The organism is Roseinatronobacter monicus (assembly GCF_006716865.1).
GTDB classification, from domain to species: domain Bacteria; phylum Pseudomonadota; class Alphaproteobacteria; order Rhodobacterales; family Rhodobacteraceae; genus Roseinatronobacter; species Roseinatronobacter monicus.
This window is the reverse complement of the sequence record NZ_VFPT01000001.1, coordinates 525,549-544,184: the sequence shown is the minus strand read 5'-3', so window position 1 is coordinate 544,184 and position 18,636 is coordinate 525,549. Positions and strand designations below refer to the sequence as shown.

Here is an 18,636-nt window from a genome sequence, read left to right as displayed (position 1 = left end):
CAAAGATGTGTGCATCCCTTAGCGCCATGAAGGCGGGGCAAGTTGGCGTCCCGGCGGGTAACACAGGACACCGGCGGTAAACTGTTGCAACGTCAGTCGTGCATCTCGGCGCGGATTTGCTGACGCAAAATGTCGATGGGGATCAGTTGGCCATCGCGTTTGAACTGCCAATAGGTCCAGCCGTTGCACGATGGCGCATTTTCCAATGCCGCGCCCACCTGATGGATGGAGCCGCGATGCTCGGCGCTGACCAGAGAGCCGTCGACGCGCACCTTGGCGGCCTGACCGCGCGGATTGACCAGCATTTCACCAGGGCGCAGCATACCGCGCTCGACCAGTTGGCCGAAAGCGACGCGCGGCTGTGCGCGTTTTGACAGGGTTGTTTGCAAGGCTGCTGTTTCCAGCGTGCGCACCTGCCCCAATCGTTTCGCGGCCACCTTGCGATAAGCCTCTTCGCGCTCGATCCCGATATAGTTGCGGCCCAGCAATTTGGCGACAGCCCCTGTGGTGCCTGTGCCAAAGAACGGGTCCAGCACCACATCGCCCGGTTTGGTCGAGCCGACCAGCACACGGTGCAGCAGGGATTCGGGTTTTTGGGTCGGATGGGCCTTGTCGCCCTTGTCATCCTTCAGCCGCTCATGACCTGAGCAGATCGGCAACACCCAATCCGAGCGCATTTGCACACCCTCGTTGAGTTCTTTCAGCGCCTCGTAGTTGAAAGTGTATTTCGCCCCTTCGGACTTGGAGGCCCAGATCATCGTCTCATGGGCATTGGTCAGGCGCTTGCCACGGAAATTGGGCATCGGGTTCGATTTGCGCCACACCACATCATTGAGAATCCAGAAGCCCGCATCCTGTAGCGCAGTGCCAACGCGGAAAATGTTGTGATAGGAGCCAATCACCCAGATCGCGCCATTGGGTTTGAGCAATCTGCGCGCGGCCTTGAGCCATGCACGGGTGAACTGGTCATAGACCTTGAAGCTGTCGAACTGGTCCCACGCATCATCGACGGCATCGACGCGGCTGTTATCGGGGCGGTGAAGATCGCCCTTGAGTTGAAGGTTATACGGCGGGTCCGCGAAGATCAGATCGATGCTGCCTTCGGGCAGGGAATTCATCACTTCGATGCAATCGCCAGAAAGTATCTCGTTAATAGGAAGCATTTTCGCCTCCTGCGCCACTATTGTCACTGCCATGCCTGCCTCAATCTTGCGCCTTTTTGACGCTTGTTGAGGGCATCATGAGTCAAAGGCGATTCGGCGTCAATTTCTTTTTGAATCAGCGATTTGAAAAACTTTCTTCATGTGACCTATGGACACAATATTTTGCGTATGGGGGCGAAGGAGCGTCTATGCTCTGGGGTCAGCCCCAAATCTGCTATGGCATTTTTGTGACGCTTCGTCGGATAGCCCGCATTCTCGGCCCAGCCATATCCGGGGTAGCGCAAATCCAACTCGGCCATAATCCGATCGCGCGTAACTTTGGCGATGATGGAGGCGGCAGCGATGGACAAGACCTTGCCATCGCCCTTGACCACCGCTTGCGCCGCGCATGGCAAACCAGTTGGCAGGCGGTTGCCATCGACCAGCAGAAAATCGGGCGGCACATCCAGTGCGGCAATAGCGCGGTGCATCGCCAGATATGTCGCTTGCAGGATGTTGATCTCGTCAATCTCAGACGGGCTGGCATGGCCGATACCAACATCGGCGCTGGCCATGATGGCGGCAAAAACCTGTTCGCGGGCGCGCGTGCTGACACGCTTGGAATCGTCCAGCCCCGCTGGCAGCGCCGTTGGGTTCAGCCAGACAGCAGCGGCTGTCACAGGCCCGCATAGCGGGCCACGGCCCACTTCATCCACACCGACCACGCGGCGCGCGCCTTGCAGAATTGCAAGGCGCTCATAGTCATAGTCGGGGCCTGATCTTGGGGTCATGACCGGGTAATGCCCGAACGTGCCCGGTTTGTGCAACCCTTACCGGCGCGGGCTGCGATAGCCACGCTCGGTCAGGCATTGCGCCGAATAGATCATTCCTGTTGTGCTGCGCACCTGACAAGTGCGGGGCAGATCGCGCACGCCGCGCTGCTCAAGACAAGAGCCGCGATACCCTGCCAAGGTCTGCCCACCGTAGCGGTAGGATATCAAACATTGTTGCGGCAAGTGAAGACCACTATGCCAACCGCCACCGCGCTGTGGTGGCTGGTGGCGGTCACGCCCGCGGTTGGGTGTGCCGCGCTCGGCGTAAAAGCCCGCATCCTGTAGGCAGGCGGCACGGTAAACGCTGCGTTGCCCGCGATTGGTGCGCGTGTTTTCCAGACAGTAGCGCGGCAGGTTGCGCAACCCAGCATCGCGCAGACATTGGGCGTTATAGAGCGAGATGTTGCGGTTGCGGACATTCCATGTCTCGCGGCAATGGTTGGGCAATTCGCGGCTGTGGGGCTGCGCGCGGTTGCTGCGCCCGTCAGACCGCGCTGCCTGCACCACAATCGCCACGGCGGCGGCCCCCAGCAGCAGTTTGATCAGCGCATCATCCGACGCCTGCGCAGGTGCAGCGGGCAAGGTCATAGCGCCCATGGCGATACCTGCTGCCACAAGGGCGCTGGTGGTTTTCAGTCTTAGGTTGCTTAGAAACGTGGTCATACCTTGGGGTCCTTTCTGTACAAAGGTCATGCCACGAGCCTGCTGCGAGCGATCGCGTCGTACAATAACGCCTGCCTGCTATCCGATAACACCCAAGCCGCATGGGCGCGGATATTGAATAACTCTGCCGCTGGTGCGATGGTTCCGGTATGAAGAACACCATCATAACTGCGGTCTTTCTGGTACTGGCGCTTGCGGGACAAGCCTCGGCCCAGTGTTACGCAGATTACAAAGCCAAGCAGGACAACCCTTTACGCCTGCAATATGGTATCATCGAATTGCCGCAAGCGGCTTGTGCCTCTCCGCAGGCCGCACGCACCTATGCCGAACCTGTTATTGCACGCAGCGGCTGGACGCTTCTACAGATTGAATCCATCTTTGACGAAACCGAGTTTCAACGCAGGAGCGCCAATGCCGGGGCCATCCATCTCCGCCAGTGATATTTCGCGGCTTGGCAACCGCGCGGTCATCTGGGGCATTGCGGCCATCGTAGGTGTTCTGGCGCTGACGGCGGTTTTGCTGTTTCTGAACTTGCCCGATGCTGGTGCGTTCAATGCGCGGGTCGAGCGGGTGTTCATCGAGAATGCCGACCTGACCAGCCAAGCCGAGATCAAGCTGCTGGAAATCCTTGCCCAATCGGGCACGGCGTTTTCCGAGACACTTGTGTCGTACCGCATTGTCATCTTTGTGCTGCTGATCTTTGCAACGGGTCTGTTGGTGACGTCGCTGGTCATGATCGTGATGCTGATCGTGCTGAACCGGCGCATGGCGATGGTCGAGAAGCAGGGTTTGCAGGTCTCGCAACTGGTGATCGACCGGGCGACCAATTCGGTGGCAATCAATGACATGGAATTCAAGCTGACGCCTGCCGCAGTCGAGACATTGGCGGTGCTGGCCGAGGCGCGCATTGATGACGAAGTGCTGACCGGCGCAGCGATCGAGGCGGTCATTTCGGGGCGGCAGGAGATTGACTGCGATGAGGCCGCCGGGGCCACGCGGATCAAACGCCTGCGCGATACGCTGGGAAACCAGTTGATCAGCGAGGTTCTGGTCAAGAATATTGCGCGCCAAGGGTATATGCTGGCGATTGACAGCAAGGTGATCCTGCTGCGCTAAGCCGACCCTTTTGCGCCATCATTCACGAGTGCCCTTGCACCCGCCCCCCTGCAATGCCAGATATTGCGGCAGAGAACAGGGAGAGATGCGATGCTGGACAAACGCCAATTCTATATCAATGGCAGCTGGTGCGACCCGGTCGCGGGGCAGGATCTGGACGTTATCAACCCCTCGACCGAAGAGGCCTGCGCGGTCATCTCGCTTGGGGGGGCGGCAGATACAGACGCTGCGGTTGCCGCCGCCAAGGCCGCCCTGCCCGGCTGGATGTATTCTGATCCCTCCGAGCGGCTGGCGTTGGTCAAGCGCATACTCGAGGAATATAAGGCGCGCGCGGAAGACATGGCACAGGCCATCAGTCTGGAAATGGGCGCGCCCATCGACATGTCGCGCAGCTCTCAGGCGACGTCGGGCACATGGCATATCAGCAATTTCATCAAGGCGTTCGAGAAGGTTCATTTCATTGAACCCTTGGGCGATCATGCCCCCGAGGACCGCATCATCCGCGAGGCGGTGGGCGTCTGTGCCCTGATCACGCCATGGAACTGGCCGATGAACCAAGTCTCATTGAAAGTGATCCCAGCCTTGCTGGCGGGCTGCACGATGGTGCTGAAACCGTCCGAGATTGCGCCGCTATCCTCCGCTGTCTGGAGTGAGATCATGGATGCGGCAGGCACGCCGAAGGGCGTGTATAACATGGTCAATGGCGACGGGCCGGGGGTTGGCACCCAGCTTTCGGGCCATAAAGATGTCGATATGGTCAGCTTCACCGGCTCGACCCGCGCGGGCATTGCGATTTCCAAGAATGCCGCCGAGACACTGAAGCGCGTGCATCTGGAACTGGGCGGCAAGGGCGCGAATATCATCTTTGCCGATGCCGATGAAAAGGCCGTGAAGCGTGGCGCGCTTCATTGCTTCAACAATACAGGCCAGTCCTGCAACGCCCCCACACGGATGCTGGTGCAGCGCGACATGTATGATCAGGCCGTAGAGACTGCGCGCGACGTTGCCGAGAAAACGGCAGTTGGCCCCGCATCCGAGTCCGGGCGCCATATCGGGCCGGTCGTCAGCCAAGCGCAGTTCGACAAGATACAAGACCTTATTCAGGCGGGCATATCAGAGGGCGCGCGGCTGGTCGCGGGCGGCTTGGGGCGCCCCGAAGGCGTCAATCGCGGCTATTTCGTGCGTCCGACTGTGTTTGCAGATGTGACCAATGACATGACCATCGCGCGCGAGGAAATCTTTGGGCCGGTGCTGTCGATCATCCCGTTTGAGTCCGAGGAAGATGCCGTGCGCATCGCCAATGACACCGTCTATGGCCTGACCAACTATGTCCAAAGTCAGGATGGCGCAAAACGCAACAAAATGGCACGGCTGCTGCGTTCTGGCATGGTCGAGATGAACGGCAAGCCACGCGGCGCGGGCGCACCCTTTGGCGGCATGAAACAGTCAGGCAACGGGCGCGAAGGCGGCGTCTGGGGAATCGAGGATTTCCTAGAGGTCAAAGCCGTATCCGGCTGGGCCAATGACGCGGAGTGAGCAGATGACTTACGCCTATGACGATCAGAACATCTTTGCCAAAATCCTGCGCGGGGAAATCCCGTGCAGCAAAGTGTATGAGTCAGATCATACACTGGCCTTCAACGACATCTCGCCCAAAACGCCGCATCATGTGCTGGTGATCCCGAAGGGGCCATATGTGTGCTATGACCATTTCGCGCAGAGCGCCTCGGACGCCGAGATCGTGGATTACACCCGCGCCATAGGCGCAATCTGCACGCAGCTGGGTGTCGCGCAGGGCGATGGTGGCAAGGGTTATCGGATGATCTCGAATGCCGGACCCGACGGCGTGCAGGAAGTGCCGCATCTGCACGTACATATCCTTGCAGGGCGCAATATCGGGCCAATGGTCATGATGCGCCCTTGACGGGCTAGGCGCGAGTGCATAATCAAGCGCTCAGGATGGCGAGTTGGCGGAGTGGTTACGCAGCGGATTGCAAATCCGTGTACAGGAGTTCGATTCTCCTACTCGCCTCCAAATAACCCCGAAATCATGAACAGGTGCGGCCCTTGGTGGCCCAACGCAGATCCGGCTTGTGGCATCTGACAGCACCCCCTCGCGCCCTGAAACGCGGGGGTTTCTGCGCCGGATGGGCGTCGGCATATAGGTCATTCACCCCCCATTTCGAACGTGAACACCGCGTGAGGGCTTGCGCGCTTGTATTCTTGATAATAAAATATTATTCTTATAGTGCATATTGAGGGGGTGCAGACCATGCTTGATGATCCCTACCCGAAAGTCAGACCCGGCCCGCCGCGCGCCAGTGCCATCATCTCGCCGCGGGTATTTTCATTGCCACCGGGCACCGAGCGATATGTCGTCGCGGGGGCGGGGGCGATTCTGGTGCCTGTCTGGTCGGGCGATTCGGTGCGTGTGCATAATGACGAAGGTGGTCAGCCCTGTGAAATCGTTTCGACCGACGCCAAAGGTCGTGCAGATGCCGGGATTATCGGCGCGGTTGCGAATGGCACCGCCTCTGGCCTGCAAGCGCTGCTTGACAGTGACGACAGTTCGCTCACCGGGCTGCGCATGGGGATTGCGGCGCGCAATATCGACCTGTCATCCGCCCCTGCCCTGCGCCTGTTCGAGGCAACGACCCCTGCGGGCACTGAAGAGACATTTCGCGTCGTCCGCAACGGTGTGGCGATCATCGCCGCCCCCGGTGGCGCGATGGATTTTGAGCGACAGGACACTGCCACCCCCCTGACCGTCACAATTACGCGCGCCACTCTGAAACCACATACGCGCTTCGAGTTGCCCGACCCGCTGGCCGAACCGCTGGCCGAGGTCCGCGTGCATTCGGCCACGGCAGAGGCCTATTTCGTCAAGGCGGGCGACTATATCCAGATACTGGATGTCGATGGTCGCCAATGCACGGATTTCCAGTGTTTTTCGGCGCGCAAACTGGATAAGGGGCTTCAGCACCCGCTCGATGTGACCACCACGCGCACCCTGATGGGGCATGCCTATCCCATGCCGGGGCTGCACGCGAAATACTACGATCACGAGATGGAGCCGCTGGTCGAGGTGGTGCAGGACACATGCGGGCGGCATGATGCCTTTGCGATGGCCTGTGCGGCGAAATATTACGACGATATCGGCTATCCGGGTCATGTGAATTGCACCGACAATTTCAATGCAGCGCTTGCGCCCTATGGCGCAGACCCGCGGCCGGGCTGGATGGCGATAAATTTCTTTTTCAACACCGGGCTGGATGAGCATGGCGTGCTTTACACCGACGAGCCGTGGTCGCGCCCCGGTGATTATGTGCTGCTGCGCGCGCTGACCGATCTGGTCTGCGTCAGTTCCGCCTGCCCCGATGACACAACGCCCGCGAATGGCTGGAACCCGACCGATATTCACATCCGCACCTATAGCGGCAAGGAAACCTTCAAGCGGGCCATCGCCATGCGTGCCACGCCCGATTCGGAGCCAAAGATGACCAAGGAAACCGGCTTCCATGCCAGCTTTGCCAAGCATACCGGCAATTTCATCGAATATAACGGCTATTGGCTGGCAAATTCCTTCGCCGAGACCGGCGCGGTAGAGGAATATTGGGCCTGCCGCCAGAAATCGGTCATCATGGACCTGTCGCCGCTGCGCAAGTTCGAGATTACGGGGCCGGATTCCGAAGCGCTGTGCCAGTATATTTTCACCCGCGATGTGCGCAAATTGGCCGAAGGGGGCGTGGTCTATACGGCCATGTGCTATCCGCATGGCGGTATGATCGACGATGGCACCTTGTTCCGGCTAGGGCGCGACAATTTCCGCTGGATCGGTGGTAATGACTATGGCGGCGAATGGATCAGAGAGCAGGCCGAGAAACTGGGGCTGAAAGTGCTGGTGCGTGCCTCGAGCGACCAGTTGCACAATGTCGCGGTCCAAGGCCCCGAAAGCCGCGATTTGCTGCGCAAGATCGTCTGGACCGCGCCGCACCGCCCGACATTCGACCAGTTGGGCTGGTTCCGGTTTACCCCTGCGCGGTTGCACAGCCATGACGGTGTGCCGATTGTCGTGTCCCGCACCGGCTATACTGGCGAATTGGGCTATGAGGTGATGTGCCACCCGAAAGATTGCGCGACGGTGTTCGAGGCGATCTGGGAGGCAGGGCAGGATCATGGCCTCAAACCCTTCGGGCTGGAGGCGCTGGATATGGTGCGGATAGAGGCAGGGTTAATATTTGCAGGCTATGATTTTTCCGACCAGACCGACCCGTTTGAAGCGGGCATCGGCTTTACTGTGCCGTTGAAATCGAAAGCGGATGATTTCATTGGCCGCGACGCCCTGATCCGGCGCAAGGAAAACCCCATGCGCAAACTGGTGGGGCTGGATATCGACAGCAATGTTGATGTCGGGCATGGCGACTGCGTCCATGTCGGGCGTGCGCAGGTGGGTGAGGTCACATCTTCCATGCGCTCGCCGCTTCTGGGCAAGAACATAGCCCTTGCGCGGCTGGATGTCGCCCATGCAGACTTGGGCACCGAGGTCGAGATCGGCAAGCTGGACGGGCATCAAAAACGCCTGCCCGCACGCATTGTCCCCTTCGCGCATTACGACCCGAAGAAAGAGCGCCCGCGCTCGTAGAAAGTCAGGCGCGCCAATGTCGTAGACACCCTTGATCGAACAAATGGGCGGCGAGAGCGCTGTGCGCGCGCTTGTCGAAACGTTCTACGATCTGATGGAAAGCCTGCCCGAAGGCGCGCATCTGCGCCTGTTGCATGAGCGCGGACAGGGCATGAACAATGCACGCTCGGAGCAGTTCGCCTTCATGTGCGGCTTTCTTGGCGGGCGGCGCTACTATGCCGAGCGCCACGGGCATATGGACCTGCGCGCGATTCACGCCCATGTGCCGGTAAGACCTGACGACGCAGAAAACTGGTTATTATGCATGGACCGCGCACTGGCCGCGTGCGGCCATTCAGGCCCAGAGGTGGAGCGCCTGCGCGCGTCCCTGCGTCGCGCGGCCTTGCGTCTGGTCAATGATCTTGGGGAATGGGGCGTGCGCCAGTCAAGCGCCCCGAAGTGATGGCAGACTCGGACCCCGTGATCTGGCGCAGACCTGCCCTTTGTATATTCGATTCGGACCAGCTTGGCGGAATGCGTGACGCGTCCAGACCAATTTCAGCCCAGTTAATACCAATCAGCATTGATCAGAACTCTTGAGCCCAGTCGCGGGTTCCAATGGAGGTGATTGTGTCGGGCATGCTGACCAATTTGTTCCAAGCCTTGCAGCAATGATCTACGATGTCTTCATAGGTTTCGAAGATGAGGTTTGATAGCCAGTTGTCTCGCATGAATTGCCAGATGTTTTCGACTGGATTGAGTTCTGGGCATTTTGCGGGGATCGGGATGATGGTGATGTTGTCCGGAATGACCAGCTTGTCAGTCATGTGCCATGCGGCTTGATCCACGAGCACAGCCCCATGTGCTTTGGGTGCGACAGTTTGGGAGATTTCAGCAAGATGCAGGGCCATCGCTTCGGTATTGCACGCTGGCAGCACAAGACCTGCAGCTTTCCCGAGGGCTGGGCAAATCGCTCCAAAGATGTAGCTTGAACTCGTGCGCTGATCATGTGGGGCGGAAGGTCGCGTACCGCGCTTCGCCCATCGGCGCGTGATCTTGTTTTTCTGGCCGACACGCGCTTCATCTTGGAACCAGACTTCGATCACAGTGCCTTGCAGGAGCCGTGCGCGGAGCTTTGCTACTGCGGCTGCAAACCCTTTTTTTTAAAGTCCTCCAGTGCGGCTGTATCTTGCGCGTGATGGCGCGGGCGTGCTGTGAGTTTGACATAACCAAGCGCCCTGAGTTCCCGGCTTATCGACGTCTCGTGAAGTGAAATCCCAAATGTGTCTGCAATCCATTTCCTCAGATCACTCAGGCGCCAGCGGACGACCCCATGGACCGATAAGGTCGGACCGCTCTCAACAATTGCAGCAAGCGCCCTGCGCTGCTCATCGTTAAGCTTAGACTGCTGACCAGGAGCTTTGCCGTTGATCAAGCCGTCAGGCCCGCGGGCATTAAACCGCTCCACCCAGTCACGGACAATTTGTAGGCCAACACCACCAATCCGAGCAGCATCGCTGCGCCGACCGCCATCATAGATCTCCGCCAGCGCCAAAAGCCTGCGGGCTTGGTTGGCATCCTTTGTCTTTCGCGCAAGTTCTCTCAACTTCATGCCGTCGTAGTCTGTCCGTAACGCGAGCGCTGCGCCCATAGAGAGGCCCTCCCCAGAAAATCTGACGCCATTGAGTCAGATCTTCATAGATTTGGGAATCCCAAAACCCTCAGAAGAGTCAGATTTCGCGAGACTTGGTATAAGGCCACTGAAACGGTGAAAACTGCGCCAATACTTGCCCAGCAGTAAAATATTTTTCTTTTAGTATTGATTTTGAGGGCAAGCTTCGGTCAACCTGTTGCCAAGTGGGTGCACTTGCGCAACCAATATAAACCAAAACGAACCAGTACGAACCAAACAGGGAGAGGTGACATGACAACATCTTGGCGATTTTCGGCGCTGGCGGATCGGCACCGGGCCATGGGCTCGGCGTTGGAAGACTGGTCCGGTATGGGCACGGCATGGAGCTACGACAAGGATCAGGAAGAAGAATACATCGCCATCCGCACCAAGGCCGGGTTCATGGATGTGTCGGGCCTCAAGAAAGTGCATGTGGTGGGGCCACACGCGTTCCATGTGATCGACCGCGCGACCACGCGCAATGCCGACAAGATCAAGCCGGGGCGCAGTTCCTACGCGACGATGCTCAATGACGAAGGCAAGTTCATCGATGACTGCGTGATCTACCGCACAGGACCGAACGCCTATATGGTTGTGCATGGCGCGGGGCAAGGCCACGAGCAACTGACCATGGCCGCGATGGGGCGTGATGTGGACATCCGCTTTGACGACAACCTGCATGACATTTCTCTGCAAGGGCCGATGGCGGTGGATTTTCTGGAAGCCCAAGGCGTGCCGGGTATCCGCGATCTGGCCTATTTCGCGCATGTGCAAACCATGCTGTGGGATAAACCTGTCATGATTTCGCGCACCGGCTACACGGGCGAGCGCGGGTACGAGATTTTTTGCCGCGCGCAGGATGCCGTGGCGATTTGGGATGCACTGGTTGAGAAGGGTGCGCCTATGGGCATTATTCCCACGCGCTTTACCACGCTCGATCTGTTGCGGGCCGAAAGCTATCTGCTGTTCTACCCCTACGACAACTCGGACCAATACCCGTTCGAGGATGAGAAATGCGGCGATACGCTCTGGGAGTTGGGCCTTGATTTCACAGTCTCCAAAGGCAAGACCGGCTTTCGCGGCGCAGAAGAGCATTACCGCCTGAAGGGCAAGGAGCGCTTCAAGATTTACGGTGTGAAGCTGGAAGGCACCACCCCCGCCGAGGAAGGGGCCGCGCTGCTAAAAGACGGCAAGCAGGTCGGTGTTGTGACAGTGGGCATGTATTCCTCGCTCAACAAGCACAATGTGGGCATTGCCCGTATGCCGGTGGAGTGCGCTGTCGATGGCACCGCAATGGTGGTCAAGAACTCGGACGGCGAAATTCCATGCGTTGCCCATTCCATGCCCTTCTATGACCCCGACAAGAAGCGTCGCACGGCCAAGGGCTAAGACAGATCCGGGCGCGGCACCTATCGGGGCCGCGCCCTTTTCACACGCAGACCGCAGAGGAGTGATGCCCGAATGAGCAGGTTTACCTTTCCCCCGTCCATACCCAGTCGGCCTGTTTATGGCACACTTGCCCCGCGCAAGGCCGCGCAACATCTGATGATTGCCGATGCCGAAGGCGCAGAGGCTTTGCTGGATCTGGCCGCCACCGCGCCCGAGATTATGGCACAGGCGCATGTCATCTTTATTCCGCGCCATACCGGCGACGCACTTGCCGACAAACTGCGCGCCACAAAACCTGCCATCCTGCATATCGGCCCCAGCTATCCGGCGACGGTCCAGCGCATCCGGCGCGTACTTTCCGACACGGTCATGGGCGCGCAGATTTATCTGGCAGGCACCGAAGGGCTGATCGGGCAGGCCATGCGCGAGGCCTTGCAGGCGGGCATTCCCATGGCGGCGATCCAGTCCGAGCATCGCGGATCAGTCGCGCGGCGGGTGCAATGTGTGCACTGCAAGGGGATCACCGAGGAGGTGATGACCGACCCGTTTGTGTGCAGCCATTGCGGGCTGAACCTGTTTGTGCGCGATCACTATTCGCGCAGGCTGGCCGCCTTTCAGGGCGTGTGCATCGATGCCGAAGACCCCGGCGAAGTCCCTGAACCCGTGGAATTGTATAAATGAGTGCTGGCACACAGAAAATCCCCGTCATCGTCACCGCCAAAGTGCCGCTGAACGATCTGGTCACACGGTTTGAGTTCCAGCATGCCGAGGGGGGCAGTTTACCCCCTTTCTCGGGTGGCGCGCATACAGTTGTCGAAATGCAGGACGGCGCGAAAACGCGGCTGAACCCCTATTCGCTGATGTCCGATCCGATGGACCCCAGCCATTACGCCATCTCGGTGCGGCGCGACGATCAAGGGCGCGGCGGGTCCATCTTTCTGCATGACAAGGTGCAGGTGGGCGACCGTATGGTCATCAGCTACCCGATCAATCTGTTCGCGCTGGACCTGACCGCAAAGAAGCATCTGATGATCGCGGGCGGCATCGGGATCACACCGTTCCTGTCGCAAATCCGGCAGCTTGAGCGGATCGCTGGGCGGTTCGAGTTGCACTATGCGGTGCGCAATGCAGCACTTGCCAGCTATGCCGATGATCTGACCACCCGCCACCCGTCGCAAGTGCATGTCTATCATGACGATCAGGACGAGCGTATTGCGCTGGCCGATCTTTTGCGCGGCCAACCCCTTGGCACACATGTCTATATCTGCGGTCCGCGCGGCATGATCGACTGGGTCTTGGGCACCGCCGCCGATCTGGGCTGGCCCGAAACAGCCGTGCATTACGAGGAATTTCTGGCCCCGCAATCCGGCAAGCCCTTTGAGGTGGAACTCGCCGCATCCCGCAAGACCGTGCGCGTGGGTGAACATGAAAGCCTGCTGGAAGCGATTGAACGCGCGGGCGTGGATGCGCCTTATATGTGTCGCGGCGGGGCTTGCGGGCAGTGCGAGACCCGCGTCATGCGCCATGACGGCACGCTACTGCACAACGATCACTGGCTAGATGAAGACGAACATGCCAGCGGTGAAAAGATCATGCCCTGTGTCAGCCGCTTTGAAGGCAAGACACTGGTGCTGGACCGCTAACAGGGAGATGCCGGAATGACCATTCAGTTCAACGACGAGACTTTCCGCGACGATTATACCTTCCGCAATTCGGACTGGGCGATCAGGCGATTTCCCTTTCCGTTCCACGAAGACAGCTACATGTATTCGGTCAATATGGAACAGCATCGGGGCGGGCCTGCGGGATCAGTCTATGAAAAGCGCTTCGATGTGGACGAGCATTACATATCAGAGATGCGCGACCGTGCGCTTGTTCTGGCTGAGGACCCGCTGCGCTGCCAGTCCCTGCCGCATATGACCCTTGCAGGCTGGGACTTGTTGGAGCTGATCATGGTCAGCAAATCCGAAGACTACCCCGATTTGTTCGAGCTGCATCGCAAGGGCGACACATGGCGCTGGATCAACAAGCCCTTGGGCATTGATGACACATTCACCTTCATGGATGACGCCAGCCTGCCTTATGGGCCGATGGAATACATCACCCGCCAAAGTCAGGGCGATTTCGCTGTGCTGGACCAGCGCGAAAACAACCTGTGGATGGATGCAGGTATGATTACGACACAGGCCGACTGGTCGCTGGATTTCGACATCGGCATGAATTTCTTTGAATGGCACGCGCCGGTGCCACGGGCGCATGAAATGGGTGTGTTCAAACGCGCGCTGAAATTCCTGCTCAATATCCAGCAAGGCAGCCCCGCGCGGCGGCTGAACTGGACCATGACGGTCAACCCGTTGCTGGACACAAGCCCAGAGAATTATCACAAATGGGGTGTGCAAAAGACCACGCTGACGCCAGAGAATATCGGGCGTAAACAACATTTGCGGGTGGAATTGCAGACGTTCTACCGCCTGCCGCGTTCCAACGCGCTGGTGTTTCCGATCCGATGCTACCTGATTGCGCTGGACGATCTGGTGACGGTGCCCAAATGGGGCCGCCGCTTGCACCGTGTGATCCGCGATCTGCCCGAAGATCTGGCCAGCTATAAAGGCTTCATCCGCAACCGACCGCTGATCCTTGAGTACCTGTCGCAATATGATGACGGCAAGCCCACGTCACCCGGTATCTGGCCCGATCTGGACACCGAGCCGCCGCTTGAGACATAGGTCAGCCGTTTTGCGGGTAGGCAATAATCGACAGATAGCGCGCTGGCAGCTTTTCCAGCCCTTCGGGGCCATGCGGGGAATCTGCGTCAAAGAACAAAGTGTCGCCAGGTCGCAAATGATAAAGCTGGTCGCTGTGGCGATACAGCAATTCGCCTTCCAGCATATAAATCGTCTCGATCCCGCCATGCTGAAATGTTGGAAAAATGTCAGAGCTGGTGCTGAGGGTGATCAGATAGGGTTCCACCATGACACCGCTGGCATTGGCCCCGATATGGCCGAGCAGGTTGTATTGATGCCCCGCCCGCGTGCCCGCGCGCTCAATCTCGACCCCCTCGCCTGCTTTGGTATGCACCGCTTCACGATGCTCCTCAAAGCCACGAAAGAAAGATGTCAGCGGCACACTCAACGCATGCGCAAGCGTCTGCAAGGTGGTCAGCGAGGGCGAGGTGTTACCATTCTCGATCTTGGACAACATGCCGATGGACAGCCCTGTCAGCGCGGCCAGTTCTGCGACAGTGATACTTTTCTGACGCCGAAAGGCGCGCACTTCGCGGCCAATCGCCACCTCCAGCACCTTTTCGCGTTCATCACGGATACGGTGGGGGTCTTGGCTGAACGTCGTCTTGCTGTCGGTTTGCTTCACTGCCTGAGGCATGCTGGCTCCGTGAAAATGGTGCTGTTTTTTCCCCATGATGACCGCGTCCGAGCAAAGGGAGTGGGATGATGTTTCACAAGAGTATAACCCGAAGCAACGAAAATGATCATATTCATCTGGGATTCCTGATTATGCCGGGCTTTCCCATGGCGTGCCTGACCTCGATGATCGAGCCATTGCGCGCGGCCAATGAGATCGCGGACACACAGGCGTTTCGATGGACATTGATTTCCGAGACGGGCGGCGCGGTCGAGAGCAGCGCGATGGTGACATTCCACCCCGCGATAAATTTGGCCGCCGCCGAAGCCATTGATTATCTGATCGTCCTCAGCCCACCGGATGCAAAATTTGCCAACCCGCGCGCCAGTAACGGCGCCTTGCGCATGATGGAGCGCCATGGCGCCACTCTGGGCGGGGTCAGCGGCGGGGTGTTCCCGCTGGCCCGCGCTGGCCTGATGGAGGGGCATGTCACCTCGGTGCATTGGTGTTATGCGGCGGCATTCGCTGATGAATTTCCGACCCACGCGACAACGGATGAAGTGATCATGCCCGACCGACGCCGCGTGACGATTTCCGGTGCGGCCGCCGGTTTCGATTTCGCGCTGATGCTGATTGATCACAAACTGGGCTCTGAGGTCATGACCGAAGTGGCCTGCTGGTTTCAGCATCCGTTGGTGCGGGGCGAGGGTGTGCGCCAGAAAATACCAGCCATGCAGGTTGCGACAACGTCCGACATGCTGCCCGACCCCGTCGCCAGCGCCATGCGGTTGATGTCGGAGAATCTGGAAGACCCGATCTGCATTGCAGATATCTGCGAGCAGATCACGATCTCGCCGCGCCATCTGGAACGGCTGTTCAAAAAGCTGACAGGCAAAAGCCCGCTTGCCTATTACCACACGCTGCGCATGACATCTGCGCGGCAATTGGTGATGTATTCCAACCGCTCTATGCGCGAGATTGCGCAAGCGGTCGGATACACCACGGCAAGCCCGTTCCGCCAGCGCTACGCAGAGATCTTCGGCCTGTCGCCGGACGAAGACCGCCGCAAGATCAACATGTTTCGCGTCCAAGGCAATGCCCCGCTGCCCTCGGCCACGCCGCAGCTTGGAACGCAGCACTGAACGCCGCGTGTGGACCAGGTTTTTAGTGCCGGAATTTTGAGTATCTCCGGCAAGAAAATGGGGGCTGCGGTTTAGGTATGCCCAAGGGTTCACGACCCACAACCGAACGCAGCGCATGATGATTCGCGCGCCATGTATGTTTTCGCAGTTTTGGCCGCCTCCGCGCCGATTTACCCAACTGGTCCGGTCCAAACTGCACCAAATCACTGCATATTTTCAATTATTAAGAAAAATATATTCTTTTAATGCAAAATATTCTTTGGGATTTGGGATATTTCAGTCAGAATTTGAGAGTTCTTGCTGCGACGCGCAACCAGCGAGAACCAAACAAGACCAGTCCCGGTGGAACGGCTTTCTGCTGGTGCAGGCCAAAGGGCGCAAACGCCCAAGACTTCAGAAACCAACGGGACAGGGAGACACTCATGTCGCTTAACCTTGCAGCGGTTCATGCTGATCAGGTCAGTCTGAACTCACTTGTACAAAACCTCGTCTATGCCTCGGGCACTGTCGGTGCCATCATGGTTGTTGTCGGCTTGCTAATGATTGACGCCGGCACCACGCGGCATAAGAACCTGCTGACCTCGACTGTGGAGAAGCTGATGGGCTTCTTCATAGGCTTTACAGTGTATTTTCTGATCGGCTTTTCGCTATGGGCCGCGCAATATTACATCATCGAGGACGCCACACTGGGCGATTCCATCGCGGATTGGTGGATGGGCGGCGGCATGTTGAATGCGCGCGCGCACGACGTTTCGCCCGATGTCTTTCCGGGTCTGAACAATTTTCAGATCTTCGTCTTCTTTCTGGCCTGCTTTGCCGGGATCATCAATGTGTTGCTGCATTTCGCAGTGGCCGAACGGATGAAGGCGGCGGCCTATTTCATCTTGTGCATTGCCGCGACGCTGGCGTCTTCGGCGCTGAGCTGGGCGACATGGGGATCTGTCGGCCCGCTGACCAATCCGGGCTTTCACGACTTTTTCGGGGTGGGGTTTGTCTATCTGTTCCCGGCAGGCATGGCGCTTGTGCTGGTGCCGCGCCTTGGCGCACGCCCCGGCATGTTTGCCCCCCACCCCAAGGTTCCCAGCTACAATGCCCCCAGCATCGGGCTGGCGGCAACCGGGCTGATGACCATCTTTGCAGGCCTGCCGATGGTCATTCTGTCCTGTCTGTTCTTTTTCGACCCTGAAGCGCTGGCCGTCAGCGTCACCATGGCCAACACAAGCGTGGGTATTGCGTTCAACAATTACGGGCTGGCATGGGCCGGTGGTGCGCTGTCTGGCCTGCTGATCGCGTATAAGACGCGCAACTATGCGTATACATTGCTGGGGCCATTGGCGGGCTATGTCGCCGGGGCGTCGGGCTTTGATGTCTATCTGCCGTGGCAGATGTTCATTGTGGCACTTGGCGCGCCCTTTGCGGCATGGGCGGTGTATGAGTTCACCCTCAAGCGCGGGATTGACGAGCACAAACTCTTCCCGCTGTTTCTGGGCGCGGGGTCGTACGGGCTGATCATGCTGGGCATCTTCAAGGCAGGCACACCGCGTGGCGGCTATCTGGGCATAGAAGAAGGGGCCTATGCGTTTCAGCACGGCCAGATCGGGATTGTCATGCAGCTTGTGGGCACTCTGGCCTGTATCGGTGCAGGGGCGCTGACCGCGCTGGTTGTGGGGCTGATCCTGGAAAAAACCATCGGGCTGCGCGTGGACGAAGACGCACAGGCAGACGGGTTGGACAAGCGGAACTGGGATGTGGAGCATGATGGCGATGCGATTGTGCTGACGCCCGGCGAGTAACCCCTGACATGCCGCCCCGGACCTTGCGCGCCGGGGCGGTCGTTTAAATGCGCCAGATCACTGGAGTTTCTCTGCCCACCGCATTATGTCGAAACCCTGCCACCTGCCCGCGACGATCCTGATGCTTGTGCAACAGGTGCGGGCTTGTGTAGACTGGGGCAGTATAAGGGTGAGTATGCGCATGACCATCAGGCTGGATGCAAACGACATTTCGGGGTATTCCGTTGGGGGCACGGTTCAGGTCGTCATCGACACGCTGTTTGCCAAGATCAAATCCGAGGAATATCCGGTCGACACACGCCTGCCCAGCGAACGCTCGCTTGCTGCTGATCTGGGTGTATCACGCAATACAGTGCGCGAGGCGCTGGATGTGCTGGAAAGCCACAAGGTGATCCGGCGCAGACCCGGAAGCGGCAGTTTCGTGACATGGCGTGCCGAACCTGAACCCCAGAACGAGCCTGACAGCGTGGCCGAGCGGACCAGTCCACTAGACCATCTGGTCGTGCGCAGCATCATCGAGCCGGAAATGGTGCGTCTTGCCACCATCAACATGAGTCCGCTTGATCTGGACGAGCTGGACGGCATCGTCTCGCGCATTGAGCAGGTGCGCACCGATGTAAACGCTTTTGTGTCCTGCGAAGAGGCGTTTTATCGCAAGATCGCCCAAGGCACGCGCAACCCGCTACTGGAAACCTGTTACGAGTTGACGATCACGGTTTGCCGCCAGAGCTTCCGCACCGCCCTGATGCGGCGACACCTGACCCCTGACCGGATCGAAGGGTATCAGAAACGCTACAACACGCTGTTCAACGCCATCGCATCGCGCGATGTGGAAGCGGCGGTCGAATTCATCAAGCTGCACCTGATCGAAGAGCAAAAGCTGCTGTTGCACGAAACCGGGTAAC

18 protein-coding genes and 1 tRNA gene are annotated in these 18,636 nt (G+C 58.7%); 14 read left to right on the top strand and 5 right to left on the bottom strand.

Annotation, left to right across the window (positions count from 1 at the left end; all coding sequences use genetic code 11):
* Positions 1–92 precede the first annotated feature (92 nt).
* The 3 genes from BD293_RS02325 to BD293_RS02315 all read right to left on the bottom strand — a co-directional run bounded on the left by BD293_RS02325 (position 93) and on the right by BD293_RS02315 (position 2,638).
* Positions 93–1,196 (bottom strand): site-specific DNA-methyltransferase, encoded by a 1,104-nt coding sequence (locus BD293_RS02325; RefSeq protein WP_170207034.1) that lies wholly within the window; start codon positions 1,194–1,196, stop codon positions 93–95.
* Between the two features lie 113 nt (positions 1,197–1,309).
* Positions 1,310–1,933: a ribonuclease HII gene (locus BD293_RS02320; RefSeq protein WP_142079687.1), complete on the bottom strand. Its 624-nt coding sequence runs from the start codon at positions 1,931–1,933 to the stop codon at positions 1,310–1,312.
* Positions 1,934–1,972: 39 nt separating this feature from the next.
* Positions 1,973–2,638 carry a hypothetical protein gene (locus BD293_RS02315; RefSeq protein WP_211840978.1) on the bottom strand — a complete coding sequence of 222 codons (666 nt, stop codon included), beginning with the start codon at positions 2,636–2,638 and terminating at the stop codon, positions 1,973–1,975.
* Positions 2,639–2,787: 149 nt separating this feature from the next.
* Here BD293_RS02315 and BD293_RS02310 point away from each other — a divergent pair, with 149 nt between their 5' ends.
* The 7 genes from BD293_RS02310 (at position 2,788) to BD293_RS02280 (ending at position 8,838) form a co-directional block, all read left to right on the top strand.
* Positions 2,788–3,078, top strand: coding sequence for a hypothetical protein (locus BD293_RS02310; protein ID WP_142079685.1), 291 nt, complete (start codon positions 2,788–2,790; stop codon positions 3,076–3,078).
* Entirely contained in the window at positions 3,050–3,754 is a 705-nt protein-coding gene (locus tag BD293_RS02305; RefSeq protein ID WP_142079684.1) for a winged helix-turn-helix domain-containing protein, read from the top strand. The genes BD293_RS02310 and BD293_RS02305 overlap by 29 nt, the downstream gene beginning before the upstream one ends.
* 90 nt (positions 3,755–3,844) lie before the next feature.
* On the top strand, positions 3,845–5,290 hold the full coding sequence (locus tag BD293_RS02300; RefSeq protein ID WP_142079683.1) for an aldehyde dehydrogenase family protein: 1,446 nt from the start codon (positions 3,845–3,847) through the stop codon (positions 5,288–5,290).
* 4 nt (positions 5,291–5,294) lie between these two features.
* Entirely contained in the window at positions 5,295–5,678 is a 384-nt protein-coding gene (locus BD293_RS02295) for a histidine triad nucleotide-binding protein (protein WP_142084237.1), read from the top strand.
* A gap of 37 nt (positions 5,679–5,715) precedes the next feature.
* A tRNA-Cys gene (locus BD293_RS02290) sits at positions 5,716–5,789 on the top strand.
* 237 nt (positions 5,790–6,026) lie between these two features.
* Positions 6,027–8,396 (top strand): trimethylamine N-oxide demethylase, encoded by a 2,370-nt coding sequence (locus BD293_RS02285; RefSeq protein ID WP_142079682.1) that lies wholly within the window; start codon positions 6,027–6,029, stop codon positions 8,394–8,396.
* Between the two features lie 31 nt (positions 8,397–8,427).
* Complete coding sequence (locus BD293_RS02280; RefSeq protein ID WP_246086187.1) at positions 8,428–8,838, top strand: group II truncated hemoglobin; 411 nt, start codon at positions 8,428–8,430, stop codon at positions 8,836–8,838.
* Between the two features lie 124 nt (positions 8,839–8,962).
* Here BD293_RS02280 and BD293_RS02275 read toward each other — a convergent pair.
* Positions 8,963–10,026 (bottom strand): IS630 family transposase gene (locus BD293_RS02275; protein WP_142079576.1). Its coding sequence is split into 2 segments (ribosomal slippage): positions 8,963–9,538 and positions 9,541–10,026, totalling 1,062 coding nucleotides; the frame shifts between segments, so codons are not numbered across the junction.
* A 273-nt stretch (positions 10,027–10,299) separates the two neighbouring features.
* On the opposite strand from BD293_RS02275, the gene BD293_RS02270 reads away from it, so the two are divergent.
* From BD293_RS02270 to BD293_RS02255, 4 genes are all read left to right on the top strand, one after another.
* A complete protein-coding gene (locus BD293_RS02270; protein WP_142079681.1) occupies positions 10,300–11,436 on the top strand; it encodes an aminomethyl transferase family protein in 1,137 nt (378 codons plus the stop codon).
* A gap of 72 nt (positions 11,437–11,508) precedes the next feature.
* Positions 11,509–12,117, top strand: coding sequence for a dimethylamine monooxygenase subunit DmmA family protein (locus BD293_RS02265; RefSeq protein WP_142079680.1), 609 nt, complete (start codon positions 11,509–11,511; stop codon positions 12,115–12,117).
* Positions 12,114–13,079 (top strand): PDR/VanB family oxidoreductase, encoded by a 966-nt coding sequence (locus tag BD293_RS02260; RefSeq protein ID WP_142079679.1) that lies wholly within the window; start codon positions 12,114–12,116, stop codon positions 13,077–13,079. Before BD293_RS02265 ends, BD293_RS02260 begins: the two co-directional genes overlap by 4 nt.
* A 15-nt stretch (positions 13,080–13,094) precedes the next feature.
* Complete coding sequence (locus BD293_RS02255; protein WP_142079678.1) at positions 13,095–14,162, top strand: heme-dependent oxidative N-demethylase family protein; 1,068 nt, start codon at positions 13,095–13,097, stop codon at positions 14,160–14,162.
* A gap of 1 nt (position 14,163) precedes the next feature.
* Here BD293_RS02255 and BD293_RS02250 read toward each other — a convergent pair whose 3' ends face one another.
* Positions 14,164–14,817 (bottom strand): helix-turn-helix domain-containing protein, encoded by a 654-nt coding sequence (locus tag BD293_RS02250; protein WP_142079677.1) that lies wholly within the window; start codon positions 14,815–14,817, stop codon positions 14,164–14,166.
* 131 nt (positions 14,818–14,948) lie between these two features.
* Here BD293_RS02250 and BD293_RS02245 point away from each other — a divergent pair, with 131 nt between their 5' ends.
* The 3 genes from BD293_RS02245 to BD293_RS02235 all read left to right on the top strand — a co-directional run bounded on the left by BD293_RS02245 (position 14,949) and on the right by BD293_RS02235 (position 18,635).
* Positions 14,949–15,938, top strand: coding sequence for a GlxA family transcriptional regulator (locus BD293_RS02245; RefSeq protein WP_246086186.1), 990 nt, complete (start codon positions 14,949–14,951; stop codon positions 15,936–15,938).
* Between the two features lie 422 nt (positions 15,939–16,360).
* Positions 16,361–17,731 (top strand): ammonium transporter, encoded by a 1,371-nt coding sequence (locus BD293_RS02240; RefSeq protein ID WP_142079676.1) that lies wholly within the window; start codon positions 16,361–16,363, stop codon positions 17,729–17,731.
* A 181-nt stretch (positions 17,732–17,912) separates the two neighbouring features.
* Positions 17,913–18,635, top strand: a complete 723-nt coding sequence (locus BD293_RS02235; protein WP_142079675.1) for a FadR/GntR family transcriptional regulator — start codon at positions 17,913–17,915, stop codon at positions 18,633–18,635.
* Position 18,636 lies beyond the last annotated feature (1 nt).

Bases quoted from the DNA above. Each gene is read 5' to 3' on its own strand.
- BD293_RS02325 (WP_170207034.1), bottom strand. From the start codon at position 1,196: ATGGCAGTGACAATAGTGGCGCAGGAGGCGAAAATGCTTCCTATTAAC.
- BD293_RS02320 (WP_142079687.1), bottom strand. From the start codon at position 1,933: ATGACCCCAAGATCAGGCCCCGACTATGACTATGAGCGCCTTGCAATT.
- BD293_RS02315 (WP_211840978.1), bottom strand. From the start codon at position 2,638: ATGACCACGTTTCTAAGCAACCTAAGACTGAAAACCACCAGCGCCCTT.
- BD293_RS02310 (WP_142079685.1), top strand. From the start codon at position 2,788: ATGAAGAACACCATCATAACTGCGGTCTTTCTGGTACTGGCGCTTGCG.
- BD293_RS02305 (WP_142079684.1), top strand. From the start codon at position 3,050: ATGCCGGGGCCATCCATCTCCGCCAGTGATATTTCGCGGCTTGGCAAC.
- BD293_RS02300 (WP_142079683.1), top strand. From the start codon at position 3,845: ATGCTGGACAAACGCCAATTCTATATCAATGGCAGCTGGTGCGACCCG.
- BD293_RS02295 (WP_142084237.1), top strand. From the start codon at position 5,295: ATGACTTACGCCTATGACGATCAGAACATCTTTGCCAAAATCCTGCGC.
- BD293_RS02285 (WP_142079682.1), top strand. From the start codon at position 6,027: ATGCTTGATGATCCCTACCCGAAAGTCAGACCCGGCCCGCCGCGCGCC.
- BD293_RS02270 (WP_142079681.1), top strand. From the start codon at position 10,300: ATGACAACATCTTGGCGATTTTCGGCGCTGGCGGATCGGCACCGGGCC.
- BD293_RS02265 (WP_142079680.1), top strand. From the start codon at position 11,509: ATGAGCAGGTTTACCTTTCCCCCGTCCATACCCAGTCGGCCTGTTTAT.
- BD293_RS02260 (WP_142079679.1), top strand. From the start codon at position 12,114: ATGAGTGCTGGCACACAGAAAATCCCCGTCATCGTCACCGCCAAAGTG.
- BD293_RS02255 (WP_142079678.1), top strand. From the start codon at position 13,095: ATGACCATTCAGTTCAACGACGAGACTTTCCGCGACGATTATACCTTC.
- BD293_RS02250 (WP_142079677.1), bottom strand. From the start codon at position 14,817: ATGCCTCAGGCAGTGAAGCAAACCGACAGCAAGACGACGTTCAGCCAA.
- BD293_RS02245 (WP_246086186.1), top strand. From the start codon at position 14,949: ATGCCGGGCTTTCCCATGGCGTGCCTGACCTCGATGATCGAGCCATTG.
- BD293_RS02240 (WP_142079676.1), top strand. From the start codon at position 16,361: ATGTCGCTTAACCTTGCAGCGGTTCATGCTGATCAGGTCAGTCTGAAC.
- BD293_RS02235 (WP_142079675.1), top strand. From the start codon at position 17,913: ATGACCATCAGGCTGGATGCAAACGACATTTCGGGGTATTCCGTTGGG.